Here is a 26,521-nt window from a genome sequence, read left to right as displayed (position 1 = left end):
ATCCCCAAAATAATAATTATGAAGAAAAACCATATTATCTTATATGTATTAGCCCTGAGCAGCACACTGCTGGGCTGCAACTCTACAAAGACAACCACCGCAGAAACTGACTATACCCAGTACGTAAATCCCTTTATAGGAGCAGCAGACAACGGACATACCTTCCCCGGAGCATGTACTCCGTTCGGCATGATTCAGACCAGTCCTGTCACCGGAGCCATAGGATGGAGATATTGTGCAGAATACGTATATAGCGACTCTCTGATTTGGGGATTTACCCAAACCCATTTGAACGGAACAGGCTGTATGGATCTGGGGGATATTCTTGTAATGCCCGTCACCGGGAAACGTACCCGCAACTGGGATGCTTACCGCAGCCATTTCGACAAAGAAAAAGAAGCTGCTACACCGGGATATTATACCGTAGAATTGAACGAACCGCAAGTCAGAGCCGAACTGACTGCCTCCACGCATGTCGCCCTGCATCGCTACACCTACCATAAAACCGACTCAGCTTCCATCCTGATTGACCTTCAGCACGGTCCAAGTTGGAATGAAAAACAATATCATTCGCAGGTGCAAAGCTGTGATGTGAGTTGGGAAGATTCACAGACCTTGACCGGACACGTGCGCAACAGCGTATGGGTGAGCCAGGACTATTTCTTTGTGATGAAGTTCAACCGTCCTGTCTCTGATTCCATATACTTGCCATTGGCCGAAACGGAAAAAGGCAAACGTATCATCGCCACTTTCAGCCTAAATCCCGAAGATGTATTGATGATGAAAGTAGCACTCTCCACCACCAGTATAGAAGGAGCCAAGAGAAACATGAATGCCGAAATATCCGGATGGAATTTTGAAGAAGTGAAAAAAGCTGCCCACGACAACTGGAACAAGTACCTGAGCCGCATCGAAGTAACCGGAAGCGATGAAGAAAAAACGAACTTCTATACCGGCTTCTACCATGCTTTGATTCAACCGAACCAAATCTCGGACGTGGACGGCATGTATCGTAATGCCGCGGACAGTATAGTGAAAGCAGAAACCGGCACTTTCTATTCCACTTTCTCTTTATGGGATACTTACCGAGCCGCCCATCCGTTCTATACCCTGATGGTTCCCGAACGTGTGGACGGTTTTGTCAGTTCATTGGTAGAACAGTCCGAAGTACAAGGCTTCTTGCCTATATGGGGATTGTGGGGAAAAGAAAATTACTGTATGATAGCCAACCATGGAGTGTCCGTAGTGGCGGAAGCCTATCGCAAAGGCTTCCGTGGCTTCGATGCCGAACGTGCTTTCCAAGCTATAAAAAAGACACAGACTATCCCTCACAAACTGAAATCTGATTGGAATAACTATATGCAGTATGGCTATCTGCCTACTGACTTGACTGAAGCAGAATCCGTATCTTCCACTTTAGAATCCGTTTATGATGACTATGCCGCAGCCGAGATGGCCAAACTGATGGGCAAAACAGAAGAAGCCGTCTACTTTGGCAGGCGGACAAGCTTCTACAAAAACCTGTTCGACAAGGAAACCTTATTCATGCGGCCCCGCAATGCCGACGGTACATGGAAATCACCTTTCAATCCCAGTGACGTAACTCATTCCGAGAGCAATGGTGGAGACTACACGGAAGGCAATGCCTGGCAATATACCTGGCATGTGCAACATGATGTACCCGGCCTTATTGCCCTCTTCGGTGGTGAAAAACCTTTTCTCAACAAGTTAGACTCTCTCTTTTCCGTAAAGTTGGAAACTAAACAAGCCGATGTCACCGGCCTCATCGGACAATATGCCCATGGTAACGAACCGAGTCATCACATCGCCTATCTATATGCCCTTGCAGGACGTCCGGAACGTACCCAAGAGCTGATCCGCGAAATATTCGACACGCAATATCGTCCCGTACCCGACGGGCTTTGTGGCAACGATGATTGCGGACAGATGTCAGCATGGTACATGTTCTCTGCCATGGGATTTTACCCAGTGAATCCCGTAAGCGGCGAGTATGTATTCGGAGCACCTCAAATGCCGAAATTCGTACTTCATTTAGCAGATGGAAAGACTTTTACCGTGATTTCCGAAGGGCTCTCTAAAGAACATAAATATGTGGATAGCATTACTTTGAATGGTAAACCTTATACTAAAAACCATATTACCCACGAAGACATCCTGAAAGGAGGCACTTTGGTCTATAAAATGAAATAAACAAAAGTCTCCTCGAAAAAGCTCAATTCAAATAGACTAAGTCCCGGAAATGTGACGGATCCATCACATTTCCGGGACTTATCTTAAATATAGAGGCTATTACAACCTAAACTTACCTTTCAGCCTGATGTCATCAGAAGCAGCACCTACCATTACTTTAAAATCACCCGGTTCTACTACATAATTCATCTCATCATCATAAATAGCCAAATCATCTTTCTTCAACAAGAAAGTCACTTTCCTGCTCTCTCCCTTCTTCAGAAAAATACGTCGGAAAGCTTTCAGTAATATGGGAGGCTGTGATACAGATGCTACTTCGTCACAGATATAGAGCTGTACCACTTCTTCACCATCCCGGTCACCAGTGTTAGTCACAGTACACGAAACGGTCTGCAAAGTCTCCACATCCGTTCCTTTCCGCATTTCCAAAGCACTGTAAACAAACTTCGTATAACTCAATCCATAGCCGAAAGCATACAGTGGAGTACCTTTCTCTTCCACATAATCGCGTTGAGTACCCTGTGAATAAAAAACAGGTAACTGACCTTCACTACGCGGTATAGAAACCGGTAAACGTCCTGCCGGATTATAATCACCGAACAAGATATCGGCAATTCCCGCACCTCCCTGCTCTCCGGGATACCAAGCCGCCAGCAAAGCCCGCGCTTTGTCTGCCGCTAAATTCATATTCATGGCCCGTCCCGCAATATAAATCACGACCAACGGCTTTCCGGTAGCAGCAACAGCATTTATCAGCTTCTCCTGATCACCCAACAAACGCAAGGAACTGCGGTCAAAACCTTCGCCACAATCCATATCAGGCAACACCTTTATATCTTCCGATACAGTAGCTGCCCCGGTACTAATGTATTTCGTCTTGAAGTCACGTGCGCTGGAGCCGCCTACTACCAATATCACCGCATCAGCCCTCTGAGCAGCAGCCACGGCTGCCGGAATATCACTCTCGGTTGTATCGCGTACGGCACAGCCCTTCACATACACTACCTGTGTAGTCTTGGAAACTGCTGCACGGACACCATCAAGAACCGTAACTATTTCCTTACGATCCTGCGGTGCTGTGTAGTCCCCTAACTGATTGTACATCATATCAGCATTAGGACCAATAACTGCTATCCTCTTGAGATGCTTGTCCAATGGCAGCACACCATCGTTTTTCAGCAGTACCACTCCCTCGCGAGCTACACGGCGAGCCAATTCTTTATGCTCCCTGCTGCGAATATGCTTTCCAGCCTGTTCCGGAGAGACATACGGATTTTCAAACAGCCCCATTTGAAATTTCAGACGCAACACATTGCTTACCGCCCTGTCCAAATCATCCATTGTAATCAGTCCTTCTTCATAAGCCTGCTTCAGATTCCTGCCAAAAGCATCCCCCCCCAAATCCATATCCAATCCGGCTCTCAGTGCTTTTGCAGCAGCCTCTTTATTATCCTTGGCCGCACGCATGCCTACTATTCCCTCAATACTAATGAGATCAGAATAGACAAAACCTTTGAAGCCCCACTGGTTACGAAGTACTTCGGTCAGCAGAAATTTATTGGATGTGCAGGGCACACCGTCAATGGAGTTGTACGAAGTCATGATAGTCCCTGCCCCCGCTTCAACTGCTTTCTTAAAAGGCGGCAAATACTCGGAGAACAACTGACGCATACCACTATTGGCCCGAGAACCATTGTGCCCGGATTCGGGCACACCATAAGCGGCAAAATGCTTTAAAGTAGAATAAAGATGCTTTCCATCATTCTGTACATCTCCCTGCATGCCTTTCATCAAAGCCACTCCCATTACGGAAGTTAATACAGGATCTTCGCCAAAAGTCTCTTCCATACGTGACCAACGCGGTTCACGGGCAACGTCCAGCACAGGACCATAACCGATGTTAGCTCCTTGCAGACGAGCCTCTAAAGCAATAGCTTCACCCATTTGCTGCATCAAACTTTCATCCCAGGTACTGGCAGCCGAAAGAGCCGTAGGAAAAACTGTGGCGCCAATAGCCATATGCCCATGCGGACATTCTTCCGCAAAGAGTACGGGTATGCCCAAACGTGTTTCTTCGACCGCGTATTTCTGCAAAGCATTCAGTGCCTTGGCCGCCAATTCAGGATTCAGTCCGGTTTCCAGTGTTTTCTGTGTCCAAGGATCAGCACGCAACACTGCCCAGAAAGAGCCGACAGGAGCATCTTTCATTTTTTCTTTATACAAAGCAGACACTTCCACCGTATTTTTTCCGGTTTTAGTGTACATCTCCCAGCCCAACGGACAACAGAGTTGCGCCACTTTTTCTTCAACCGTCATACGGCCTATCAGATCTTTCACCCGATATTCGATAGGAGCTCCAGCCTGCTTATACACAGGCTTCTGACAAAAAGTCTGTCCGGTCATTGCTATCAAGAACGCTCCAGTAATTACAAGTTTTGTATTCATTATTCCATCTCTTTTATTTTCTCAGTGTAAAAGCCAATGCCACAGGTTCATTCTTCAAGCCCTTCGGCAGAGTGACAATCACCTCCTCACCCTGACAAGTATATTTCACAGTCTTGTTTCCTTTCAGAAGTTTCATGCTTCCCTTAGGAATATTGCCGTTCCAATGAATCGTTGCAGGTAATTTTTCTTCTTCAGGCAAAGCATAAACAGCATACAATGTCTTTCCGTCCTTTGAAGCTGTGAACCAAGTATTCCCATCACGATATACCGCAGTGGTACGAGTATTATAGATTGCCTCCCCATTGGTTCTCAACCATTCGCCTACCACATGCAAACGTTTGGCAACTTCTTCTTCAATCACGCCATCGGGCGTAGGACCTACCCCCAACAGCAAACAACCACCTTTGGCAGTAATCTCCGCCAAAATATTAATCACTTTCTGTGGAGACTTGAACGGTGCATTAGGAACCCACCCCCAATCATTACTCAACGTGATACAGCTTTCCCATGGATAGTTAAGCTGCGTTTCAGGAATGCCGCGTTCGGGAGTCTGATAGTTCTCATTCTTGCCACGAATACTACGATCCACAGCAATAAGTCCCGGATGCCGGCTACGTGCTTTCTTCAAAATGCCGTCCAGATTAATATCATCACCCGTTATCCAGCCACCATCCAACCAAAGGATGTCAAAACTGCCATAACCATTCATCAGTTCGTCCAGTTGATTCTGAGTGAAAGTCTGATAATTTTTCCACCAGTCAGGATGCATTTCCTTCTTATAGTTGATGCGGCGGTTCGGAGTAGCGTAATAATCATTCCAAAACCATTGACAATGCCAATCAGGCTTGGAGAAATAACACCCCATCATAAATCCCTTCTGACGGAAAGCATCGAACACATGACGTGCCACATCCTTGCGGGGATTGTTTTTAAAAGCGCCGTTAGCTATAGAAAAATCAGTATATTTACTATCAAACATGCAGAATCCATCATGATGTTTGGTAGTGAAAATCATATACCTCATGCCTGCATCCTGCATCACGTCCGCCCATTGTCCGGGATTGAAGTTTACCGGGTTCAGAGAATCCTTCAATCCCCAATACCATTTCTTATATTCCTCATAAGGCAAATTCCCTTTGCGGGTAATCCAATCCACATCTTCCGAACAAATGGACCAGGACTCTACAATGCCGGGCACGGAATAAAGCCCCCAATGAAACAAAACGCCGAATTTCTGATCTTGCCATTTATCCAGTTTATCCAATACTTGCTTGTCTGCAGGCCATACATAGTCCGCAGCCTCTGACTGTTGATGCACAAAGCCTTGCACCTGCTGAGCATTTACCGTTATCGGAAGTACGACCAATGCCGCATACCCCAATAGTCTATTCAAATTCTTCATTGTATATTAATTAATAATCCGTACTTTTAATGATTAGTAATCTTCCAGCCACGCCAGATTAAACCGATAATGCAACCTGCTGCTTACAATATGGATGGTATTATCCGGTGACTGTGTACCGGCCAGATATCCTCTGGGTTCGGCATGTGTGGCATCTTGCTCAAAGAATCCCGTCCAAGCACCGCCATCAAGATGACGTTCCACCCCATCCGTCAGCAATTTCTTTACAGGCCATGTCTTTCCTTCATCATACGAAACGGCTGCATACATACCATATCCTTTATAAACCCGTCCTTTTCCATCCCTAAATTCCATTCCTCTGTCAGCTTCGGGCGTACGCTGCGGATGGTCGGTAAAAGACACTAACATCAAAGGTCCTTCATTAAGCCTCATCAATACAAGGCGTTGCCCGCCATCTATGGGTGGAAATGGCGAAGCATGATAATTCCAAGTCTTTCCCATGTCAGACGACAGACTCATCGGCATACGTTTGCATCCTTCTTTGTCAGTGATACTGTTGCCACGTCCCAAAGCCAGTAAACGCCTGTCTTTCAGCATCACCACTCCGGCATGAATTCCAGCGATGGTGGTTCCCCTGCCACCCTCTTTAAAGTCTGGCAAAAGACCGCCGTCCCAAGGATCATTCCAAGTCTTTCCACCATCCTTGCTAACATGTATGGCAGCTCCGTCATTTCCACCGGGACCGGCATCACAAGCCTGAATCATCCAGCCTTCCGGGGTCTGCGACGTGCCGGAAATGACCTGATGACGCCTGGCATGTTCAGGAGCAATGATCTGCGGCTTACTCCAAGAAAAACCATTATCCATACTGGTGCGCATTACCATCATCAAGTTCTGCCAGTCACCCGATGCTTCTACACCATTGAAGTGATAGAGTATGCCTCGCCCGTTATTAAATAAGGATGTTCCGGTCATATTCCGGTCAGGCACTTTAAAGAATAGTGAAGCAGCTTCCCATTCTGTCTTTCCGAACCGAAGCCGTGAAGAAAGCACCACCATGCCACGCCCATTTTCCTCATCTGCCGAAAACCATGCAGCCAGCAAATCACCGTTGTCACACCAAGTGACAGAGGGCTGGTGATTGTGCCTGTAAAAAGGAATGCCCGATGTGGCAGCCGGTGGAACCACAAAAGGAATAGGTTCCAAAAAGAAAGGACTCGTCTTATCTATTCCGGCTACAGGCAAAGGTTCATCGCTTTGCACTACCCTGAATCCTGTCAACGAATGCCTGTCTTCGGGAAGCATAGCCATCCGGTTGGCGCTGCGCAAATACTGCACCGGTGTATGATGGCTCCCACCACGGGTGACCCTGTACTCACCGGTTTCCGGACCTACCGGATCACTCTGCACCTGCATGGAATAAGGGGCATACCAGTCTGCACACCATTCTTCTACATTTCCATGCATATCATACAGACCGAAAGCATTTGGTACAGTTTGCCCCACTTTTAACGAGACAGGTTTATAATCTCTCGCCACCACCTGATTGCGGCACATCGGCCCAGACAATCCGTCACCAGTGTAATACAGTGTATATGTACCTGCCCTGCAAGCATATTCCCATTCCGCTTCCGTAGGCAACCGGTAAGTCTTCCCTTCCCTTTGGCTGAGCCATCGGCAAAAATCTATTGCATCCTGATAGCACACATTCACCACTGCATCATCGTCTTCAACCGAAACATTATCTTTGCCCCGCAAAGCTTTATGTTCAGGCCTAAACAGTTCATATTGTGCATTGGTAACCTCCGTCGTCCCCATCAGGAAGGAATGGGATATAATCACTTTATGGATAGGAGCCTCATCATAATCCTCTCCCTGCCCATCACTGCCCATATAGAAAGTTCCGGCAGGGATTTGTACCAAAGGAATCAAGGTTTTCTCTTGGGCAGGCAGTGAGAATGGCATCAACCCTACTGCACATAATACCATTATCTGACGAATTCTCATCATTGTATTTTTGCTTTTGATATCCTATTTCCTCAGTTTGAAGCAAAATGCCACCGGCTCATTCTTTAATCCCTCAGGTAAAGTGACCGTCACCTTGCCGTCTTTGCAGACATACTTCACGCGTTTATTCCCTTTGAGCATCGTCATTTTGCCGATCGGAACATTTCCTCTCCATTCAACGCTACGAGGCAAAGTATCTCCATCATTCAGGACATAAACCGCATAGATGGTTTCTCCATCCTTGTCTGCGGTAAACCATACATTTCCATCGTTATAATCGGGAGTAGTACGTGTATTGTAAATGGCTTTCCCGTTACCTCTCAACCATTCACCAATTTCGTGGAGGCGCTCTGCGACTTCCGGTTCAATAACACCCTGTGGTGTGGGACCTACGCCTAATACCAAACAACCACCCTTAGCCGTAATTTCCGTCAAGATGCTTACCACTCTGTTTGCCGACTTAAATACCGATCCCGGAACCCATCCCCAATTGTCACTCAGTGTGATGCAACTTTCCCATGGATGATTCATCTGTTTGGCGGGAATACTGCGTTCGGGCGTCTGATAGTTTTCATTTTTGCCACGAATAGTCCGGTCCACCGAAATCAATCCGGGTTGTGTAGAAGTACGCACCTTCGCCAATAGTTCATTCAGCCCCACGTCATCACCGGTTTCCCATCCACCATCCAACCACAGAATGTCAAAACTTCCATAGTTTGTCATCAGCTCATTCATTTGGTTATAAGTGAACTGCTGATAATTTTTCCACCAATCCGGATGCCTCTCCTTCTTATAATTGATACTTCGATTGGGAGTAGCATAGTAAGGACTCCAATAATATTCATAATGCCAGTCAGGCTTGGAGAAATAACATCCCATCATAAAGCCCTTCTTACGAAAGGCGTCAAACACGTGACGTGCCACATCCTTACGAGGGTCGGCGGCAAAAGGACCTTTGGCTATGGAGAAATCCGAATACTTTGAGTCGAACATACAAAAACCGTCATGATGCTTCGTAGTAAACAACATATACTTCATGCCTGCATCCTGCATCACATCTGCCCATTGTTCGGGATTAAAATCGGTGGGATTAAAAGAATCCATCAATCCCCAGTACCATTTTTTGTAATCCACGTAAGAATCCATGTCACGGGTAATCCAGTCTTCGGAGCAGATAGACCAGGACTCCACCTTGCCGGCTTGTGAATAAAGTCCCCAATGAAACAAAACACCGAATTTCTGATCTTGCCACTTATCCAGCTTGGCAAGCACTTCCTTGTCGGTAGGCCATTCGTAACCGTCAGACTGCTCATGAATGTAACTGTTCTCTTGCTGGGCGCTCAGGTTCAAAGTACAGGTAGCTCCAAGCAAACAGGCTACCCAGTTTTTTAGGTTTCTCATAAATTGAATTGTTTATATTATAGTAGTCTTCATTAAATCGGCATAAAGTTAACCGTTTTTGCAGAAAAAGCTCAAAAGAATCAAGGAATTTATATACACTAATGGACAATTCAATGCTACTTAATCTGCAAATAATCTCATCACAATGAATAAAAAACTCCGGCAGTCAACAAAACTGCCGGAGCCATTATACCCATCAGTCCCATCGGGCTGATGAAACTTAATTATTCACTTACAAGCTTGTAATAAGTCTTATTGGCCCAAAACAAGTTTGTATAATAGCCGGTTGTTTCTTCGTAGTTCTTTGAAATAGCGGCCTGGCAATTTGCACTGTTGTAGCTAAGTTCATCACTCGGATAGGGTAACCGGTTCGGAGGAGTCGGATAATTGGCTACTTGGCTGTCCTTCGCAAAAGTCACTACCGGATAACTTGTACGACGTACTACATTCCATGCCTCAAGTTCGTTCATAAAACTAAAATTAAGCCATAGTTGGGTACAAACAGCCTCTTGTGTAGGTTTCCAAACACTTTCTGCATAAGCTGCAACTTCAGCGTCAGTAGGCTTAGCCAATGAACGGAATCCGGCATAGCTGTCGTTGCCATTCTTATAAAGAGAGCTCGTCTCTTTCAGGTTCCAATAATATTCAGTGGACTGCTTAATGCCTTTAATGAAATTCTCCTTTGCGGCAGTTTCATTCTGAGAGACTCCATATCCCATTAAATATGCCTCCGCCTTACTGAGACTAACTTCTGCAGCGCTGATCCAAAGGCCATTCAGATTGGCATTGCCTTGATAAGAAGCCCATCCGGCAACAGCCTGAGAGTCAACCTCACAGTAATAGTTTGCAGACGTCATACCTCTCTTAACATACTCCTCATGCTTTTTATCACTGATATCGCTGATTTGGGAACTTGTAAGATTTACATCGTACGCAATATATTCACCGTCAGGATTGCAATCGTAAATTACCTGAATACGCGGATCAGTACCAGCATCAGGAACACCATTTGCAGGAAGATTCATGGCATTGAGCACAGTCTGCGAACCTGCGGCCATACCTCCAGTTCTGAGTGCTTGTGACATGCTCTTTCCAAAGTTAAAAGTATCAGTTTGAGTATCGCCGGCAACACCCTGATTTTCTGAATTGTCATCTATAAGCGGATATTTGGTTGGATTATTCAGAATCTCAGCAATAGCTGCTTTAGCCTCCGTGGTACAATCACCATTAGTGGCAAGATGGAGAGCAATACGAAGGCGAAGCGAATTGACATACTTCTGCCAAATAGTACTACTGCCGGCAGCAATAGAATAATCCTGACGAGCAAGAGAAGCAAGCCCCGCAGTATTCAGATTACCTGCCGCAAAGTAGTCGCCTACTTCCTTGAGGTCTGCAAGAATTTGCTTATAGAGAGCTACGTCATCATCATACACACACTGTTCTTTGGCTGTATTATAATCCGAATTCCAAAGAGTGCCAGCCCCTGTGAATGGAACGTCTCCAAAAAGAGAAAGCATTTCGTGAAGTTGTCCTTCAACGAGAGTACGGCCGAGGTAATAGAAAATCTCATTGACCGGCTTTTCTTCTCCAGAAAGATTGTTATAGGTATTCTCCAACAAACGGAACTGAGTCAGCATATCATAGAAGTCCTTCCAACGGGTATTGAAGTAACCTTCACCGGCTCCCATAAAACGGCCTTTACCATTGCTGTTGCCTATTATACCGGAAAAAATACCGGAAGTAGCTGACTGTGTATAATAACGATAGTAAACAGGATTCATCCATGTATTACCCTTGTACATCACGGCAGTGAAAACTTGTGGCACACCTACCGTTGATGTTGTGGAAGAGTCCACATATTTCTCATCGTAGTCTAAATCAGAGCATGCAACGAGTGATGTGAGGGCCATTCCAACAAATAACGTAGAAAATATCTTTTTCATATATATCTTATTTAATGTAATTTCAATAAAGTTTGAGTTAGAAGCTGGCACGAAGAGACACACCGAATGTACGGGCACTGGCGGTAGAGCCACCAACTTGTGCCTGATAAATCCAGTTTGTGGCATCAGACGTTTCAGAGTCGAACAACTTCAGGCTGCGATAAATATAGAACGGATTGCGTGCAAAAGCAGAAACGGTCAGATTGTTGCAAGCGAACTTCTTGGTCCAGCTTGTGGGCAATGTATAAGCCAAACTGATTTCACGACACTTCACATAGCTGTTTTTCTGGATAGCCTCCTGATAGCTCTGAGTTGCTCCCGTACCCCAACCATACTGGCTGTCATTGATTTCGAACTGAGTTACAATTATGTCGTTCGGAGTACCATCTTCCTTTACACCCTTCTGGATAACACCGTTATCCCAAAGATAGTGTCCGTTGAACTTATCACCACGCTTATAAGAATCTCTGATACCCGCAACCTCACTCTCCGTGAGTACGTGGATAGAAGATTTATCAGAAACATCTTCCTTATCACTATAATAGAACACACCACCTGTTGAATGGTCACGGACACCAACGGCATCAGTAATAGTACCGGCATCCATCATGTACTGCCACGGCTGATTAAGTACACTGCCACCAATGCGGAAGTCAAATGTAACATCCAAAGTAAGGTTCTTCCAACTCAAGCTTGTGCCGAAACCACCCGTGAACTTGGGCATGGCATTTCCTACCTTATGACGTTCCGATTTGTCGGCAATGTAAAGTCCATCACTGCCTACAATGTAATTCCCGTTATCATCTGTCTTATAAGTATAGGTGTACCAGTCACCCATAGCTTCACCCACGTGAGATTCAAGGCTTGCTGCTCCACCGTCTATGGTTAAGTGTGAAAGCACATCAAGGCCATCGGCAAGTTTCTTCACCTTGTTCTGGTTCCATGCGAGATTACCGCGAACATCCCAGCGCCAGTCTTTATTCTGATAGGGAGTTCCATAAAGACTCAATTCAATACCTGTGTTTGTAAGTTCACCCACATTCATCAACATACTGCGGCCTCCCATAGAAGCAGCTGCCGTGGTAGTAAGAATCTGGTCTTTAATGTCGTTATAGTAATAGCTGAATTCCATTCCCAAACGGTTGTTGAAGAACTTGTTCTCAATACCTATTTCAAACTCATATTTGGTTTCCGGCTTGATGCCATCATTACCGACTTCCACATCAACATAATTATAAGTGTAAGTGGATGTCCTCGTCAGAGAGCCTTGTTTATACGCTCTGTTAGCACGATAGATTTCGGGCGCGTTACCTACGACACCATAAGAGGCACGCAGTTTACCATAATTCCACCATTGAGGAAGCGCATCCTTGAATAATTCCGTATAAACCACACTGGCACTTACCGACGGATACCAGAAAGAGTTGTTTCCATTCTTCAATGTAGAAGTCTTTTCCTGACGGATTGAGCCTTCAAGGAATCCCCAACTGTTATATCCGTAGCTTGCAGTCAGGAACATACCCGTACGAAGCAAATCCGATTTTGACATATTTGCATTCTTGTTGCCTACAGATGCGGCAAGGTTGAACCAATTCTCTTGAGTCAGACCATTGCTTGTGCTCACGCTTGATTCATAGAAAGTTTCCTGACGGACATTCCAGCCCAGATTGGCAGTAATATTATGCTTTTCGTAGAAAGTCTTGTCAAACATCAACATGATGTCGCCATACACAATCTGATAGCGGTTGTTGATGAGCCCGTAAGAATCACTGTACTGACCGTTGGTAGAAAAGATATGCGCATTTTCCGCACTGTTCTTGTTCTCAATCTTATCCGTTGTAAGGTCAGTAGCAATACGTCCACTCAAAGTCAAGCCAGGAATGATTTCCCAAGTAGGATTAACAGAACCGATAAAGCGGTTATGTTCTTCCTCTTGTGTCTTTCCAAAGATATTCCAGAAATACTCACTCATCAGTGAGGTAGAGCCCATCGGGCTGTAAAGGAATTGCTCGCTCGGCGTCAAAGTATTGCTTGTACCACCGTTGACAGCCGCAATGCTGTTCATGTAGCCCAAGCTTGTAACAGTGTGATCGCGGATATATGCCACATCGGTGAATCCACCGAACATACCGCTGTAATTGTTTGTCAGACGGCTGATACGATAAGCACGGTTCTTGATATATTGGGTAGTATAAGTAGCTGTATAATTCAGCTTGATATCTTTAGCTACATCAAATGTACCATTCAAATTAAAATTATGTTTATGATTATTTGAATTGTACTGCATGGCTTGCGCATCATTATAAGTATAAGAGAAACGGACATTGTTGCGCTCTGTACTGTTGGTCAAAGCAACATTATAAGTCTGATTAACACCCGTACGGAAAATATCAGCCCACTGATTGTGGTCGATAGGAGTAAATGCACGCTGAGTACCGTCAAAGTAAGTGACAGTCTTGTTCGGATCATATTTGGCTCCCCACGAGAAATATGATTCACGGTTTGGAGTAATAATAGAGTTGCCATTAAGGTCAAAACGAGTCTGTCGGAAACCGGTAAGTGCTTGTTCATTATCGTTTCCAAGCACCCAGTTATCATAACCGGGACCATACTCTTTTTGAATCTCAGGCATATAAGCCACCTTGTCAAAGCTCAGGTTTGCACTAAAATCAACAGTTGTGCCCGATCCTTTTTTACCTTTCTTTGTGGTAATCATTACAACACCATTGGCAGCTTCCGAGCCATAAAGTGCAGATGCGGCAGCACCTTTCAAGATAGATATATTCTCAATATCCTCCGGATTGATATCAACAAGACCGTTGGAATTGATTCGTTGGTTGGACCAGTAATCATTGTTGTTGGTATTTCCGTTATGAATGGGCACACCATCCATAATAAGCAGAGGCTGCGTATTACCTGTGATTGAAGAAAGTCCGCGAACAGAAATAGATACCGCTGAAGTACCGCCACCGGGAGCTGACTGGATGCGGACACCTGTTGCCTTACCATAAAGTCCGGAAGCGAGATTGCTGCCGCCCGTTTTTGTTAAATCGGCTGCAGAAACCGAGCTGACTGCATAACCTAACTTCTTTGCATCTTTTTTGATACCCATGGCTGTTACCACAACCTCTTCCAATTGCCGGGAATCGTCCTGCATAATGATGTTCAGAGGTTGTCCTTCCCATTTCACTTCTTGAGTGACATAGCCCACGAAAGAGATTTGGATGATATCTCCCTTCTTCACGCCGGTAAGGGTAAAGTCGCCGTCAAGACCGGTGATAACTCCATTAGTAGTTCCTTTTACCACCACAGATGCACCGATAACGGTTTCACCCGTAGTATCTTTCACTATTCCGGTGCACTTTCCATTCTGTTGTGTGATTTTAACATCGGTCACGCCGGGGTTGGCAACCGCATACGCTGCTCCGGTAGAGGAACTCATGAGAAGCAGCATCATACTGACTGTTTTTAGCCGTTTTAGCATAGTCGTTAATATTAAGTTATTAGAGATTATTGTGCTTTTCCGCTAAGTTCCATCAGAACTCTGTTCATTTATAAACTTCTTCATTTGCGCAGCTAAAAAAGGATATTCACGGAGCAAACAGACATCCTTGCTCTATACAGATGAAATGTCACCCACATTTAAAAGCTTCACGTTAAACACCAGTGTCCGCCGTTGGCAATCTATATATTCAACGGTCTGCATCTATATTTGCAATCTGTTGCATCTATATTTGCAATTTATTGCATCTATATTGGCAATGCCTGCGATATGGGTTGAAGACATTGAAAACGGCAAACCAGCCTATCCTTCAGCCATAATGATTTGTTCATGGATATTGCGATGCCGACTGAATGCTTTTAATCTCCAAAACGTGATTAAAAAAGTGTGAAACTTAGTATATCCAAAGGTTTCCCTTGATAAGAAAGTATCATTCTCTACATTCCGAGAGAGCAGAAACAGAGAATTCGCCCACATAATGGATGGACGGAATCTTTATTGAAGAATTGCGGACAATTGGCATATTATATCAATAAATGATTATTCACATAAATTACATATTAGACGATTATGTTTGGAACTGAAATATTACGTAATATATTGATATAAAGCATATATATCCTCTACTTGGAGTACAATAACTACTATACATAAAATACAATAATGATTTATATATTGTAATATTAGCGGACTATTTATATTAAATATTTAACATTGTAGAAATATTTTTGAAACGTTAAATCTTTAAAGGAAAAGTTCTTTTTTTTAGGAAAATAGGTGCTTTATATGGATATTTTAATATAGTTTTGTACCGTTAATCTGAATTTGTACGATTCGACCGAGTTCTGATGGAACTTAGCGGAAAAGCACAATAATCTCTAATAACTTAATATTAACGACTATGCTAAAACGGCTAAAAACAGTCAGTATGATGCTGCTTCTCATGAGTTCCTCTACCGGAGCAGCGTATGCGGTTGCCAACCCCGGCGTGACCGATGTTAAAATCACACAACAGAATGGAAAGTGCACCGGAATAGTGAAAGATACTACGGGTGAAACCGTTATCGGTGCGTCAGTAGTGGTAAAAGGAACCTCAAACGGCGCAATCACTAATCTGGATGGCCAATTTACCCTTACCAATGTGAAGAAGGGAGATATCATCCAAATCTCTTTCGTGGGCTATGTCACTCAAGAAGTGAAATGGGAAGGACAACCTCTGAACATCATTATGCAGGACGATTCCCAGCAACTGAATGAAGTTGTGGTTACTGCCCTCGGCATTAAGCGTCAATCCAGATCTTTGGGTTACTCTACCACACAGGTAGGTGGCGAGGAGTTTACTTTAGCACGCGATCCGAACGTAGGTAATGCGCTGTCCGGCAAGATTGCCGGTGTAAGTGTTGCCGGCAATGCTACCGGAGGTGGTTCCTCACGTGTGATAATCCGTGGTAATGCTTCTTTGACCGGAAACAATATGCCACTCTACGTAGTGGACGGCGTTCCTTTCGATAATACCAACCAAGGTTCGGCTGGACAATGGGGTGGTTTGGACATGGGTGACGGTCTGAACAACATTAATGCCGATGACATCGAAAGCATCCAAGTTCTGAAAGGTGCTGCCGCTTCTGCTCTCTATGGTTATCGCGGTGGTAATGGCGCCATTTTGATTACAACCAAAAGCGGTAAGAAAGGAAAAGGTATGAGTGTTGAGGTAAACAACAACCTAACATTCAATGCCATTTATGATCAACGTGACTTCCAGAAAGTATTTGGCCAAGGTTCCGACGGCCAACGCCCTATGGACAAGCAAGCCGCCCTCGACTCGGACAGAAGCAACTGGGGTGAAGCCTTGGACGGTGGAAAAGCCGTGAACTTCTTAGGTAACGAATATACCTATTCTTATATAGACAACTTCAAACAATTCTATAATACAGGTGTAACAAATGCCGCCTCGATCGCCATCTCCGGAGCAGACGAAAAACTGACTTATCGTTTCGGCGTGACGAACAACCGGGAGAAAAGCATACTGCCTAACTCCAACAACAGCCAGGTAGGCATGAACATGAATACCACTTACGACATTCTGAAAAACCTGCACTTCACTGTAAATGCCAACTACATATTCGAGAAGTTCAAAGGTCGTTCAAACCTGTCGGATGCCAATGGCAACACTAATGCCGCTATCTTGTGGCATGCCAATTCCTTCGACATTCGCTGGATGGAGCGCGGTGGAGCAAATACCGACTGGGGTACAACCACAGATGGAAAAGAATTGCTGTCCGGTACAAGCGTTTACTTCAACAACCCTTATTGGCTACAATATCGCAAGACCAACAATGCCCGGAAAAATCGTCTGACAGGTTCCATGAACTTGAGATGGGACATCAAAGACTGGCTGTACATTCAGGGAGCTGTTCAACGCGATGGTTACAACCTTGAATTCAAACAAGTTCAGCCCATCGGCGCTGCCGCCGACCCCTATGGCTACATGAGTGAATACCAGAAGACTTATTACGAAATGAACTACAATTTCCTGATAGGCTTCGACAAAACATTCAAAGATTGGTCCGTAGGAGCTACCTTTGGAGGCAACAAATTAATCAACACCATGAAGCAGTATTTCCCCACTGACGGCGGACGTCCGTTCGTGGTAGATGGCTTATGGTCGGTAAACAATTTGGATCCCACTGACACCCGCGCCAAAGTTACGTACTCTCAATATAAAGTAAACTCTTTGTATTTCACGGCCGATTTGGGATGGAAGAACCAACTATTCTTGAATGTAACAGGACGTAACGACTGGTTTTCCACACTTTCTCCCGACAATAACAGTTACTTCTATCCCTCTGTAACTGCATCATGGGTATTCACAGACAGCTTCAAGATGCCGGAATGGTTCAATTTCGGTAAAATCCGAGCTTCCTGGGCAATGGCTTCCAATGGAACCAGTGCTTATCAGAACCTGCTGACATACAAAGTACAAAACTATAAGATAAACGGGCAGCAGGCCGTCACGGTCAATAACAGCACTTATCCCAATCCTGACCTGAAGCCGGTGGAAATCACAGAAAAAGAAGTCGGTCTAAACCTTTCTTTCTTTCAGAACCGCCTGAGTTTCGATATGGCTTACTACGTAAAAGATACCAAAGATGACATCGCACAGGTTTCTACGTCCGGCGCCAGTGGTTTCGGCTCACGAATCATGAATGTGGGCAAAATTCAAAATAAGGGCTTTGAATTCATGGCTGACGCCACTCCCATAAAGAATGGGAATTTCATGTGGAACACCACTTTGAACTTTGCCTTGAATGATTCTAAAGTAAAATTCTTAGGCGATGGCGTTTCTCGTCTGGCTATCGACGGAGCCACTTCCAATGTAGGTTCCGTAGGCATCTACAACATTGTAGGTTCTGCTTACGGCGAAATCATCGGCTACAAATACAAGCGTGACGATAACGGTAACTTGCTTCTGAAGGACGGTCTGCCACAAAACAACGGTGAACAGGTGAGCCTGGGTAATGGTGTTTACAAGTACACCGGAGGATGGCGAAACTCTCTGAAGTATAAAGACTTCACATTAACCTTCCTGCTCGACTTTAAATTCGGAGCCAAATTATTCTCCGGAACCAACTACTCTGCTTACAACAATGGTCTGCACAAGAACACCTTGCTGGGCCGTACAATAGAAAATCCCAACCAGACTTATGTCTTTGACGGAATCGATGAAGCGACAGGGAATAAAAATACAACAGCCGTCCGAGCTCAGAACTACTGGCGCGAAGTCACCAAACAGAGTATCGCTGAAGAGTTTACTTACGATGCAAGTTTCATCAAGCTGCGTGAAATATCCTTGAACTATGAGTTCCCGGCAAGCATTTTGTCCAAACTGAAAGTCGTAAAGGGCTTGGGCATCTCTATCATTGCCCGCAACCTCTGGACACTCATGAAGCATACCGATAATATCGACCCGGAAGCTGCCTATAACAACAGCAACGGCCAAGGCCTTGAACTGAACGGTTATCCTTACACTCGTAACATAGGTTTTAATGTCAACCTAAAATTCTAAAATTAAAGAACGTACTAATATGAAAAGATATATCAAAAATACATTTGCAGCACTGTCGCTTATGGCAGTAGCTTCAAGTTGTGGAGATTTTGGTGATACAAATATCGATCCGGAACACTTGAATGAGGGCAATGTGCCCTACACCATGGTATTCACCAACGCACAGCACCAGGCATTGGGTTCCGACTGGGATATCTGGCGCAATGGCATGATTTATCTATCACAATGGAATCAGCATATCGCTGCCGGCGGATGGTGGTGGAGCTATGGTATCAACTCTTACTCCAATGGCTATGCAGCCTCTTATTGGGGCTCTGCCTTAGGTGGTGGCGGGCGTGGTTCTGTCCGTGACATACAAACCGTAATCAATCAATGGAAAGATGACCAAGCCATGATTCAGAATTATTCTATTGCCCGCATTGTACGCGCATACATTTTCCAACGTTTGACCGACTTACACGGAGACATTCCTTACTCGGAAGCCGGCCAGCCGAAAGAATTCTCTTATCCCAAGTATGACAAGCAAGAAGATATCTACAATGATCTTCTGAAAGAGCTGGATGAGGCGCAAGCAAACCTCGGCAGCGGTACAGCTTCAATGGGCGCACAGGATTTGTTCTATAACGGTGATGTAGCCAAATGGAAGAAATTAGCCAATTCACTGATGCTCCGTGTAGCCATGCGCCTCAGCAAAGTCAATCCGGAAAAAGCCAAAGAATATAGCGCAAAAGCTTATGCCAATGGTGTGATCACAGCAACAGAGGATAATTGCCGTCTGGACCACTCAGGCGGTGTAACTACCAATGATTCCAGTGAACCTTATGCTAAAATCATGATCCATGAAGATCCGGGTGTGGCTTTCATCAACCAGACATTCTTGAACATCCTGTCTGCCAGCAAAGACCCGCGTATTCCATTGATCATGTGTGTCTATCCCACGGATTACGATACAAAGGATGTAGATCCAGCCATTGCAGCCAATGCTGCTCCTGAAAAGCAAAAAGGTCTGCCCGGCTTTTACAGCATGGGCCCCACATCAAGCTACTCCATCAAAAAGTATTATCCTACCGAATACACCGATGAAGTTCTGTCAAATACAGAAAGTGCCATATATTTTAAGAAAACCCATTCTCAGCCCAACCGTTCTACTTACGGTGATCCTACCGGACCCTCATTTGTATGCACAGCTGCACAAACCAACCTATTGCTGGCCGAAGCCGCATACCGAGGCTGGATCAGTGGAGATGCCGCCACATTCTACAAGGCTGGTGTACGCTGTGCGATGGAACAATTTGCGCAATACCCAAGCAGCAACGCCAAAGCTCTGTATAATGAATACTTGAACAGTGCAGCCATCGAAACCTATCTTGCCGCTAATCCCTACGATGCCTCAAAAGCTTTGGAGCAAATCAATACCCAATATTGGATTACTTGCTTCTGCGACGAGTACGAGACCTATGCTAACTGGCGCCGTTCCGGATACCCGGAATTGACGGAGAAATGTTCTGCTCACGACAATTGGAGCACCATAGGCAACTATGGACCTGCCATTGTTCGCCGATTCCCCTATCCTGATGATGAACTTCAAGTAAACTCCACCAATTACAAAGAAGCTCTCGACAGAATGGGCCTGAATAATGAGAATGACTTTAATAACACCCGCGTATGGTGGGATACTAAATAAAGGACCAACACAGCTTAATAGAAGAGGTTGCCGGAAAAAGATTCCGGCAACCTCTTCTATTTAATATCACTATTGAAAGCAGGAACTTACTATTTGCTGTAATTCTTCCGAATGGCCTTTTCCAATTCAACCCAGTGCTCTGCGGTCATTTCTTTCGGAGTGAAAAGACAAATGCCTTTGGCTCCAGCCTGCATAGAAGAACCGACTGCTTCGGCTATTTCAGAAGGAACCAGACCGGAGTTCTCCGGATCAACCACTTTATCCTTATTCTGCCAATCTTTGCAAATGAACAAGCCGCTATAAACAGGCATATCTTTTGCTGCTACGCTTTGCACTTCTTCGGCAGTGACCTTACCCACCCAAGAGGCCGGCTCCATATAAAAGTCATTATAATTCATCGGGAATACAGCATCCAGATTCCATTTGTTCCACTCCTGACGAACCATCCATACTGCATAGCTCTGAGGACCGGGAAATACGTCGGCACTGACTTTCTTTCCTTTGGCATGAACGGCATCCACCAGATGATTCACCAAACGGGTCACGGCATCACAGCGGAACTGCGCCCATTCCTTGCATACGGAAGGGTCCTCCACAGACTTGATGTCAATTCCTGTTTGTGCCTTAAAGACGGCCACACAACTGTCACAATAACAATAATCGGCCTTGGGGTATTCCTTCTCCATATTCAATCCATACTTGTCCCACAAACCGCGAGCCAAGATGACATCCGCGTAACGGATATAATCCAATTGGACGTAATCCACTTCAGGAATATCGGCCACTTCACTGTATTTTTCTATCAGAAATTTCTCTACCTCCGGATTACGCGGGTCGAGAGTTGTGTAATAGGGCACATAAGCCTGCTTATCGTATGCCGATTCGCCCAACCGATTGACGGTGTACCAAGTGGAATCTTGTCCACCTTGAATCATGGTAGGTATCCAGGCATGATATTCCAACCCCAATTCCTTAGCCACCTTTGCGGCAACAGAAATCTTAGTGTTGTCAAACCCCGCATTAAAACAAACGCCAACAACGCCATGTCCTTTCCAAGTGGTGAAATCATTGCGCAAAGACTCTTCCGTTGTTGCTTCATCCCAACTCTGCCATACATAGACAGGAACTTGAAACTCTTGTTTCGTCTGGCACGCCACCAATAGCAGCAGAACCAACATAGCTGATAATGTTTTTCTCATTTTTCTTATCGTTTATATTAAATATTACAGTTCTATTTTCCAATCTTCCGAGAAAACGAATAAGGCAGGTCACTCTCGGCTATTCCCCTTTGCCGATTGGGTACATCGGACATCTTCACATCCAATATTCCACCCCTCAAAAGGTCGGCATGCTTCAAGAAGTTCTTGGAGTATTCTTGTCCGTTGAAAACAATGCGGTCAATGTAGATATCAGTAGCAGAGTTTTGAGGAGCACTTATCACAAGGTCGTTGCCATTCTCAAAGTGAAGCACCGCCTTCTTGAAAAGAGGTGCACCCAAGACATACTCGTCCGTGCCCGGACAAACAGGATAGAAACCAAAAGCAGAAAAGACATACCATGCTGAAGTCTGCCCATTGTCCTCGTCACCGCAATAACCGTCGGGACGGTCTGTGTACATGCGGTTCATCACCTGACGCAACCAATATTGTGCTTTCCAAGGTTGCCCCGCATAGTTATAAAGATAAATCATGTGTTGTATGGGCTGGTTGCCGTGCGCATAATTGCCCATATTCATCACCGTCATTTCACGTATCTCATGAATGACTTGGCCATAATAGCTTTCATCGAAAACAGGAGGTACGGCAAAAACGGAATCAAGCATTCCGACAAATGCCGCCTTTCCTCCCATCAAGTCAATCAAGCCTTGAGGATCGTGGAATACAGACCAGGAGTAGTGCCAACTGTTCCCTTCGGTAAAGGCATCTCCCCACTTCAGAGGAGAAAAGGGAGCCATAAATTCACCGTTCGCATTCTTACCGCGCATCAACTTGGTGGAAGGATCGAACAGATTCCGGTAATTTAAAGCACGCTTTTCAAGGAGTTTGACTTCCTTCTTCGGACGATTCAGTTCTTTAGCCAGTTGCAGAATGCACCAATCATCGTAGGCATACTCCAAAGTACGGGCGGCATTTTCATTAATCTTCACATCATAGGGTACATAGCCCAATTTATTATAGTATTCAAATCCAAGACGCCCGGTAGAAGATACTTCGGGATGAACAGCCTCCGTACCATGAATCAAGCCCTTGTAGAGAGTTTCCACATCCTCTACACACACCCTCTTCCGATAAGCATCCACCAATACAGAAGCCGAATTGTTTCCTACCATGCAGCCACGATGTCCGGGACTTGCCCATTCGGGAAAGAAGCCACTTTCCTTATAGGTATTTATCAAGCCTTCCTGAATCTCCTTGTTGACAGACGGATACATCAGGTTCAGAAAAGGGAACAAGCAGCGGAAGGTATCCCAAAAGCCGGTATCGGTATACATATATCCGGGCATCACTTCACCATTATAGGGACTATAATGAACCACTTTCCCTTTGGCATCTATCTCGTAAAACTTGCGTGGGAAAAGTAAGGAACGGTAAAGGCAGGAGTAAAAAGTGCGGTATTGATCAAGCGTTCCACCCTCTACCTCTATTCTGCCCAACGCCTTGTTCCAAGCCGTCTTACCATCCTGAACAATGGCATCAAAACCTTCATTGCCCAACTCCTTCAGATTCTGTTCAGCCTGCTCGGGACTGATAAAGGAGGAAGCCACACGCGCATGGACAATCTCACCTTTCTTTGTTTTAAAACCAATGACAGCACCGGTATGAAAGTCTGTCTGCTCCAACCGACCCTCTTTCAGGCTCATAGGAGCACTGCCGCCAGTAGGCTGAACATCATTAGAGAAAGTAGAGGTATAGCTGAAAGGTTTGTCAAAGACTACCACAAAATAATTCTTGAAATTGTCTGGAACTCCGCCACTGTTGCGGGTGGTATATCCCACAATTTTATTCTCACTCGGAATCACCCGGACATGTGAATTCCGGTCGAAAGCATCAATCACCACATACGAGTTATTCTCCGGGAAGGTGAAGCGAAACATGGCTGCCCGTTCGGTAGGAGCAATCTCCGTGACAACATCGTAATCTGCAAGATATACCTTATAGTAATAAGGTTTTGCCTCCTCACTTTTGTGCGAAAACCAACTGGCCCGTCTGTCTTCCTGAAACTCAGGTTTACCAGTAACAGGCATAATACTGAACTGGCCGTAATCATTGATCCACGGGCTGGGCTGATGGGTCTGCTTAAATCCCCGAATCTTATGGGCTGTATAAACATATTGCCACCCGTCTCCCATCTTCCCCGTCTGCGGGGTCCAGAAGTTCATACCCCACGGAAGCGCAATGGCGGGATAGGTATTTCCCGTCGATAGCTCAAACGAAGACTGTGTGCCCACCAATGGATTGACATAGTCTGCATAATCCTTGGCCTGCAACAATGAGGCGCAACAAAAAAGGAATACTGACAAAAAAGATTTCTTCATATTATTTATCGAGTTTTTTTTGAATACATAGAATATATAGACCGCTATTTGGTTTTCCAACGACCGGGTTTATCCGTCATCACAATCTCCATCTCTCCCCCTGCCGCCATTTCGGCATGGGTGAAAAAAGGAGTCTGCAAGATACGCCCGTTCAACTTCACAGACTCTATATACTTGTTTACTTTGGAGTTATTCTGTGTACGAATGACAAATGCCTTTCCATCCGGCAAATGAATGGTGACTTCCGCAAACAACGGACGGCCTATGGAATAGACCGGATTTCCGGGACAAACCTGATAGAACCCCATTGAGTTGAGAATATACCAGGCCGACATCTGGCCACAGTCTTCATTACCAGACAAACCATCCGGAGCATTGGCATACTGATGTTGGAGCACACTGTCCACCAACGTCTGCGTCTTCCACGGACGATGAACGTAATTATAAAGATGCGTTATGTGATGGCTCGGCTCGTTACCATGCGCATACTGCCCTATCAGCCCGGATATATCGGCCGAAACATCTTCACCGGTCAGTTCGGAAGGAGCATCAAACAGAGAGTCGAGTTTAGCCGCAAAAGCTTCTTCTCCCCCTAACAACGATACCAGCCCCTCTACATCTTGCGGTACAAACCAACTCCACTGATAGGCATTGCCCTCACAATAATCATCAGCACGGTGATTGGAACGATAGGGGTCAAAAGGTGTACGCCAACTACCCTTGCTGTCTTTTCCACGCATGAAGCGAGTATCGGGATCGAAGTAGTGGATATATCCTTTGGCAAAATGACTGTATTTCCCGGCATTTACCTTATCTCCAAGTGCTTCGGCCAGAACAGAAATACACCAGTCATCATAGGCATACTCCAAGCCCTTTGCCACAGCCTCATTGTCCTTGTCACAGGGTACGTAACCCATTGTGTTTTTATAATATCGTGCCACCGGCATGATGTAGGGATAAAGCCACTTCGGAACAACAGAAGAAATACCCACTGTATCATACTCGGCCACACGGAGACAGGCTTTATAAGCGGCATCTACATCAAAATTCCGATAACCTTTGGTATAAGCGTCTGCCACCAGCGAAGCAATATGGTATCCAATCATACACCCTGTATAATTGGCAACGCAATCCCATTTCGGAACCAGCCCGCCCTCTTTTCCTTTTCTGATTAAAGAGCGTATATAAGCCTCATTCTGTTGAGGTTCTATAATGCTGATCAAAGGATGAAGTGCACGGAAGGTATCCCACAAGGAAAAGATGGTATATATCGGATCCTCCACATCCCCCTGATGAACCTGCAAATCCATACCCAAATAACGCCCGTCCGCATCAGTAAAGAGGTTAGGACTTATATTGGCATGATAAAGAGCTGTATAGAAGATGGTGAGCCGATCAATATCATCAGTCAATACATCAATCTTTTTCAGGCAATTATTCCACTTTTGCTTGGCAGCGGAGCGAGTGCCTTCAAAGTTCCAGGTAGGCATCTCAGTCATCAGGTTATTCTCGGCGCCTTCATAGTCCACAGAAGAAACCGCAGCCTTTACGAGCACTTGTTCACCTTCAGTTGTAGCAAAGTTCAGCAAAAGTTTGCAACGGGGTTCTTCTTTAGCACCTGTCTTAACCGTATCTCGCACCACCTGTGCAGTGAAAGGTTTAGAGAAACGGGCATAAAAATAGATATCCTGTTGATAAGCCCACCAGACATTCCGCTTGTAAGCACGTATAGTAGTGTCGTTCAATACTTCCACATCCATGATTTGATTAGTCTGCTCCTGAATGGCATAATCAAGGTCGAGTATAAATCCGGATTTGGAATTGGCAGGAAAAGTATAACGATGAAGTGCCGTTCGCTCGGTAGCCGTCAGTTCAGCCTGCACACCATATCTGCTCAAGAAAACGGAATAATAACCCGGTTCAGCTTTTTCCGCTGCATGAGAAAAGGGGGAGGCATAAGCGCAATGATTCTTGTCTTCCTTCTCTCCGACATAAGTAATGTCTTGCTCACCAACGGTAGGCATCAACAAGAAATCGCCAAAATCGGCGCACCCCGTACCGCTAAGGCGGGTATGGGCGAATCCATTGATAACCGAATCTCCATAGTAGTAACCGGAACAAGCATCCCATCCATGAATTCGAGTATCAGGGCCGGGTTGAATCATTCCATGAGGAACCATAGCTCCCGGATGCGTATGCCCATGCCCTCCCGTGCCGATAAAGGGATTCACAAAAGCTGTATAGTCCTTGTCCGTATCCTCCGTCAGACGGGTACATCCCGTAGTTTGTATCGCCAAGGCTATCACCAGGCAAATGTGTGACAAAATGTTATTTTTCATTGATTATGAGATTTTTATAATATTT

General features: G+C 45.2%; 12 protein-coding genes. 3 read left to right on the top strand and 9 right to left on the bottom strand.

Translation table 11 applies throughout. The features are described 5' to 3' along the window. Positions 1 to 18: 18 nt before the first annotated feature. The gene (locus BACHE_RS07435) at positions 19 to 2,211 is read left to right on the top strand and encodes a GH92 family glycosyl hydrolase (protein ID WP_013547080.1); all 2,193 of its coding nucleotides are present in this window, start codon (positions 19 to 21) and stop codon (positions 2,209 to 2,211) included. Between the two features lie 99 nt (positions 2,212 to 2,310). Here the strand turns inward: BACHE_RS07435 and BACHE_RS07430 are convergent, their stop codons facing one another. The 6 genes from BACHE_RS07430 to BACHE_RS07405 form a co-directional block, all read right to left on the bottom strand. Next, the gene (locus BACHE_RS07430) at positions 2,311 to 4,656 is read right to left on the bottom strand and encodes a glycoside hydrolase family 3 N-terminal domain-containing protein (protein WP_013547079.1); all 2,346 of its coding nucleotides are present in this window, start codon (positions 4,654 to 4,656) and stop codon (positions 2,311 to 2,313) included. Positions 4,657 to 4,669: 13 nt separating this feature from the next. Continuing rightward, positions 4,670 to 6,058: an alpha-L-fucosidase gene (locus BACHE_RS07425; RefSeq protein WP_013547078.1), complete on the bottom strand. Its 1,389-nt coding sequence runs from the start codon at positions 6,056 to 6,058 to the stop codon at positions 4,670 to 4,672. 33 nt (positions 6,059 to 6,091) lie between these two features. Further along, positions 6,092 to 8,026, bottom strand: a complete 1,935-nt coding sequence (locus BACHE_RS07420) for an SUMF1/EgtB/PvdO family nonheme iron enzyme (protein ID WP_013547077.1) — start codon at positions 8,024 to 8,026, stop codon at positions 6,092 to 6,094. 24 nt (positions 8,027 to 8,050) lie between these two features. After that, entirely contained in the window at positions 8,051 to 9,427 is a 1,377-nt protein-coding gene (locus BACHE_RS07415) for an alpha-L-fucosidase (RefSeq protein ID WP_013547076.1), read from the bottom strand. A 224-nt stretch (positions 9,428 to 9,651) separates the two neighbouring features. Continuing rightward, positions 9,652 to 11,370, bottom strand: a complete 1,719-nt coding sequence (locus BACHE_RS07410; RefSeq protein ID WP_013547075.1) for a SusD/RagB family nutrient-binding outer membrane lipoprotein — start codon at positions 11,368 to 11,370, stop codon at positions 9,652 to 9,654. Positions 11,371 to 11,407: 37 nt separating this feature from the next. Further along, the gene (locus BACHE_RS07405; protein ID WP_013547074.1) at positions 11,408 to 14,824 is read right to left on the bottom strand and encodes a SusC/RagA family TonB-linked outer membrane protein; all 3,417 of its coding nucleotides are present in this window, start codon (positions 14,822 to 14,824) and stop codon (positions 11,408 to 11,410) included. Positions 14,825 to 15,800: 976 nt separating this feature from the next. Between BACHE_RS07405 and BACHE_RS07395 the strand changes: the two genes are divergently transcribed. Together BACHE_RS07395 and BACHE_RS07390 are read left to right on the top strand one after the other, a co-directional pair. Then, a complete protein-coding gene (locus BACHE_RS07395) occupies positions 15,801 to 18,938 on the top strand; it encodes a SusC/RagA family TonB-linked outer membrane protein (RefSeq protein WP_245530921.1) in 3,138 nt (1,045 codons plus the stop codon). Between the two features lie 19 nt (positions 18,939 to 18,957). After that, positions 18,958 to 20,622 (top strand): SusD/RagB family nutrient-binding outer membrane lipoprotein, encoded by a 1,665-nt coding sequence (locus BACHE_RS07390; protein ID WP_013547072.1) that lies wholly within the window; start codon positions 18,958 to 18,960, stop codon positions 20,620 to 20,622. Between the two features lie 89 nt (positions 20,623 to 20,711). Here the strand turns inward: BACHE_RS07390 and BACHE_RS07385 are convergent, their stop codons facing one another. The 3 genes from BACHE_RS07385 to BACHE_RS07375 are packed head-to-tail and all read right to left on the bottom strand — an operon-like array spanning position 20,712 to position 26,496. After that, positions 20,712 to 21,821, bottom strand: a complete 1,110-nt coding sequence (locus BACHE_RS07385) for a glycoside hydrolase family protein (protein WP_013547071.1) — start codon at positions 21,819 to 21,821, stop codon at positions 20,712 to 20,714. A 32-nt stretch (positions 21,822 to 21,853) separates the two neighbouring features. Continuing rightward, a complete protein-coding gene (locus BACHE_RS07380; protein WP_013547070.1) occupies positions 21,854 to 24,157 on the bottom strand; it encodes a GH92 family glycosyl hydrolase in 2,304 nt (767 codons plus the stop codon). A 44-nt stretch (positions 24,158 to 24,201) separates the two neighbouring features. Then, positions 24,202 to 26,496, bottom strand: coding sequence for a GH92 family glycosyl hydrolase (locus tag BACHE_RS07375; protein WP_013547069.1), 2,295 nt, complete (start codon positions 26,494 to 26,496; stop codon positions 24,202 to 24,204). Between the last annotated feature and the right edge of the window lie 25 nt (positions 26,497 to 26,521).

Origin of the sequence: Bacteroides helcogenes P 36-108 (genome assembly GCF_000186225.1) — a bacterium.
Classification (GTDB): Bacteria; Bacteroidota; Bacteroidia; order Bacteroidales; family Bacteroidaceae; genus Bacteroides; species Bacteroides helcogenes.
This window is presented reverse-complemented; position numbering and strand designations above follow the sequence as displayed.

Coding starts and splice junctions, on each gene's coding strand:
- BACHE_RS07435 (WP_013547080.1), top strand. CDS start 19: ATGAAGAAAAACCATATTATCTTATATGTATTAGCCCTGAGCAGCACA.
- BACHE_RS07430 (WP_013547079.1), bottom strand. CDS start 4,656: ATGAATACAAAACTTGTAATTACTGGAGCGTTCTTGATAGCAATGACC.
- BACHE_RS07425 (WP_013547078.1), bottom strand. CDS start 6,058: ATGAAGAATTTGAATAGACTATTGGGGTATGCGGCATTGGTCGTACTT.
- BACHE_RS07420 (WP_013547077.1), bottom strand. CDS start 8,026: ATGAGAATTCGTCAGATAATGGTATTATGTGCAGTAGGGTTGATGCCA.
- BACHE_RS07415 (WP_013547076.1), bottom strand. CDS start 9,427: ATGAGAAACCTAAAAAACTGGGTAGCCTGTTTGCTTGGAGCTACCTGT.
- BACHE_RS07410 (WP_013547075.1), bottom strand. CDS start 11,370: ATGAAAAAGATATTTTCTACGTTATTTGTTGGAATGGCCCTCACATCA.
- BACHE_RS07405 (WP_013547074.1), bottom strand. CDS start 14,824: ATGCTGCTTCTCATGAGTTCCTCTACCGGAGCAGCGTATGCGGTTGCC.
- BACHE_RS07395 (WP_245530921.1), top strand. CDS start 15,801: ATGATGCTGCTTCTCATGAGTTCCTCTACCGGAGCAGCGTATGCGGTT.
- BACHE_RS07390 (WP_013547072.1), top strand. CDS start 18,958: ATGAAAAGATATATCAAAAATACATTTGCAGCACTGTCGCTTATGGCA.
- BACHE_RS07385 (WP_013547071.1), bottom strand. CDS start 21,821: ATGAGAAAAACATTATCAGCTATGTTGGTTCTGCTGCTATTGGTGGCG.
- BACHE_RS07380 (WP_013547070.1), bottom strand. CDS start 24,157: ATGAAGAAATCTTTTTTGTCAGTATTCCTTTTTTGTTGCGCCTCATTG.
- BACHE_RS07375 (WP_013547069.1), bottom strand. CDS start 26,496: ATGAAAAATAACATTTTGTCACACATTTGCCTGGTGATAGCCTTGGCG.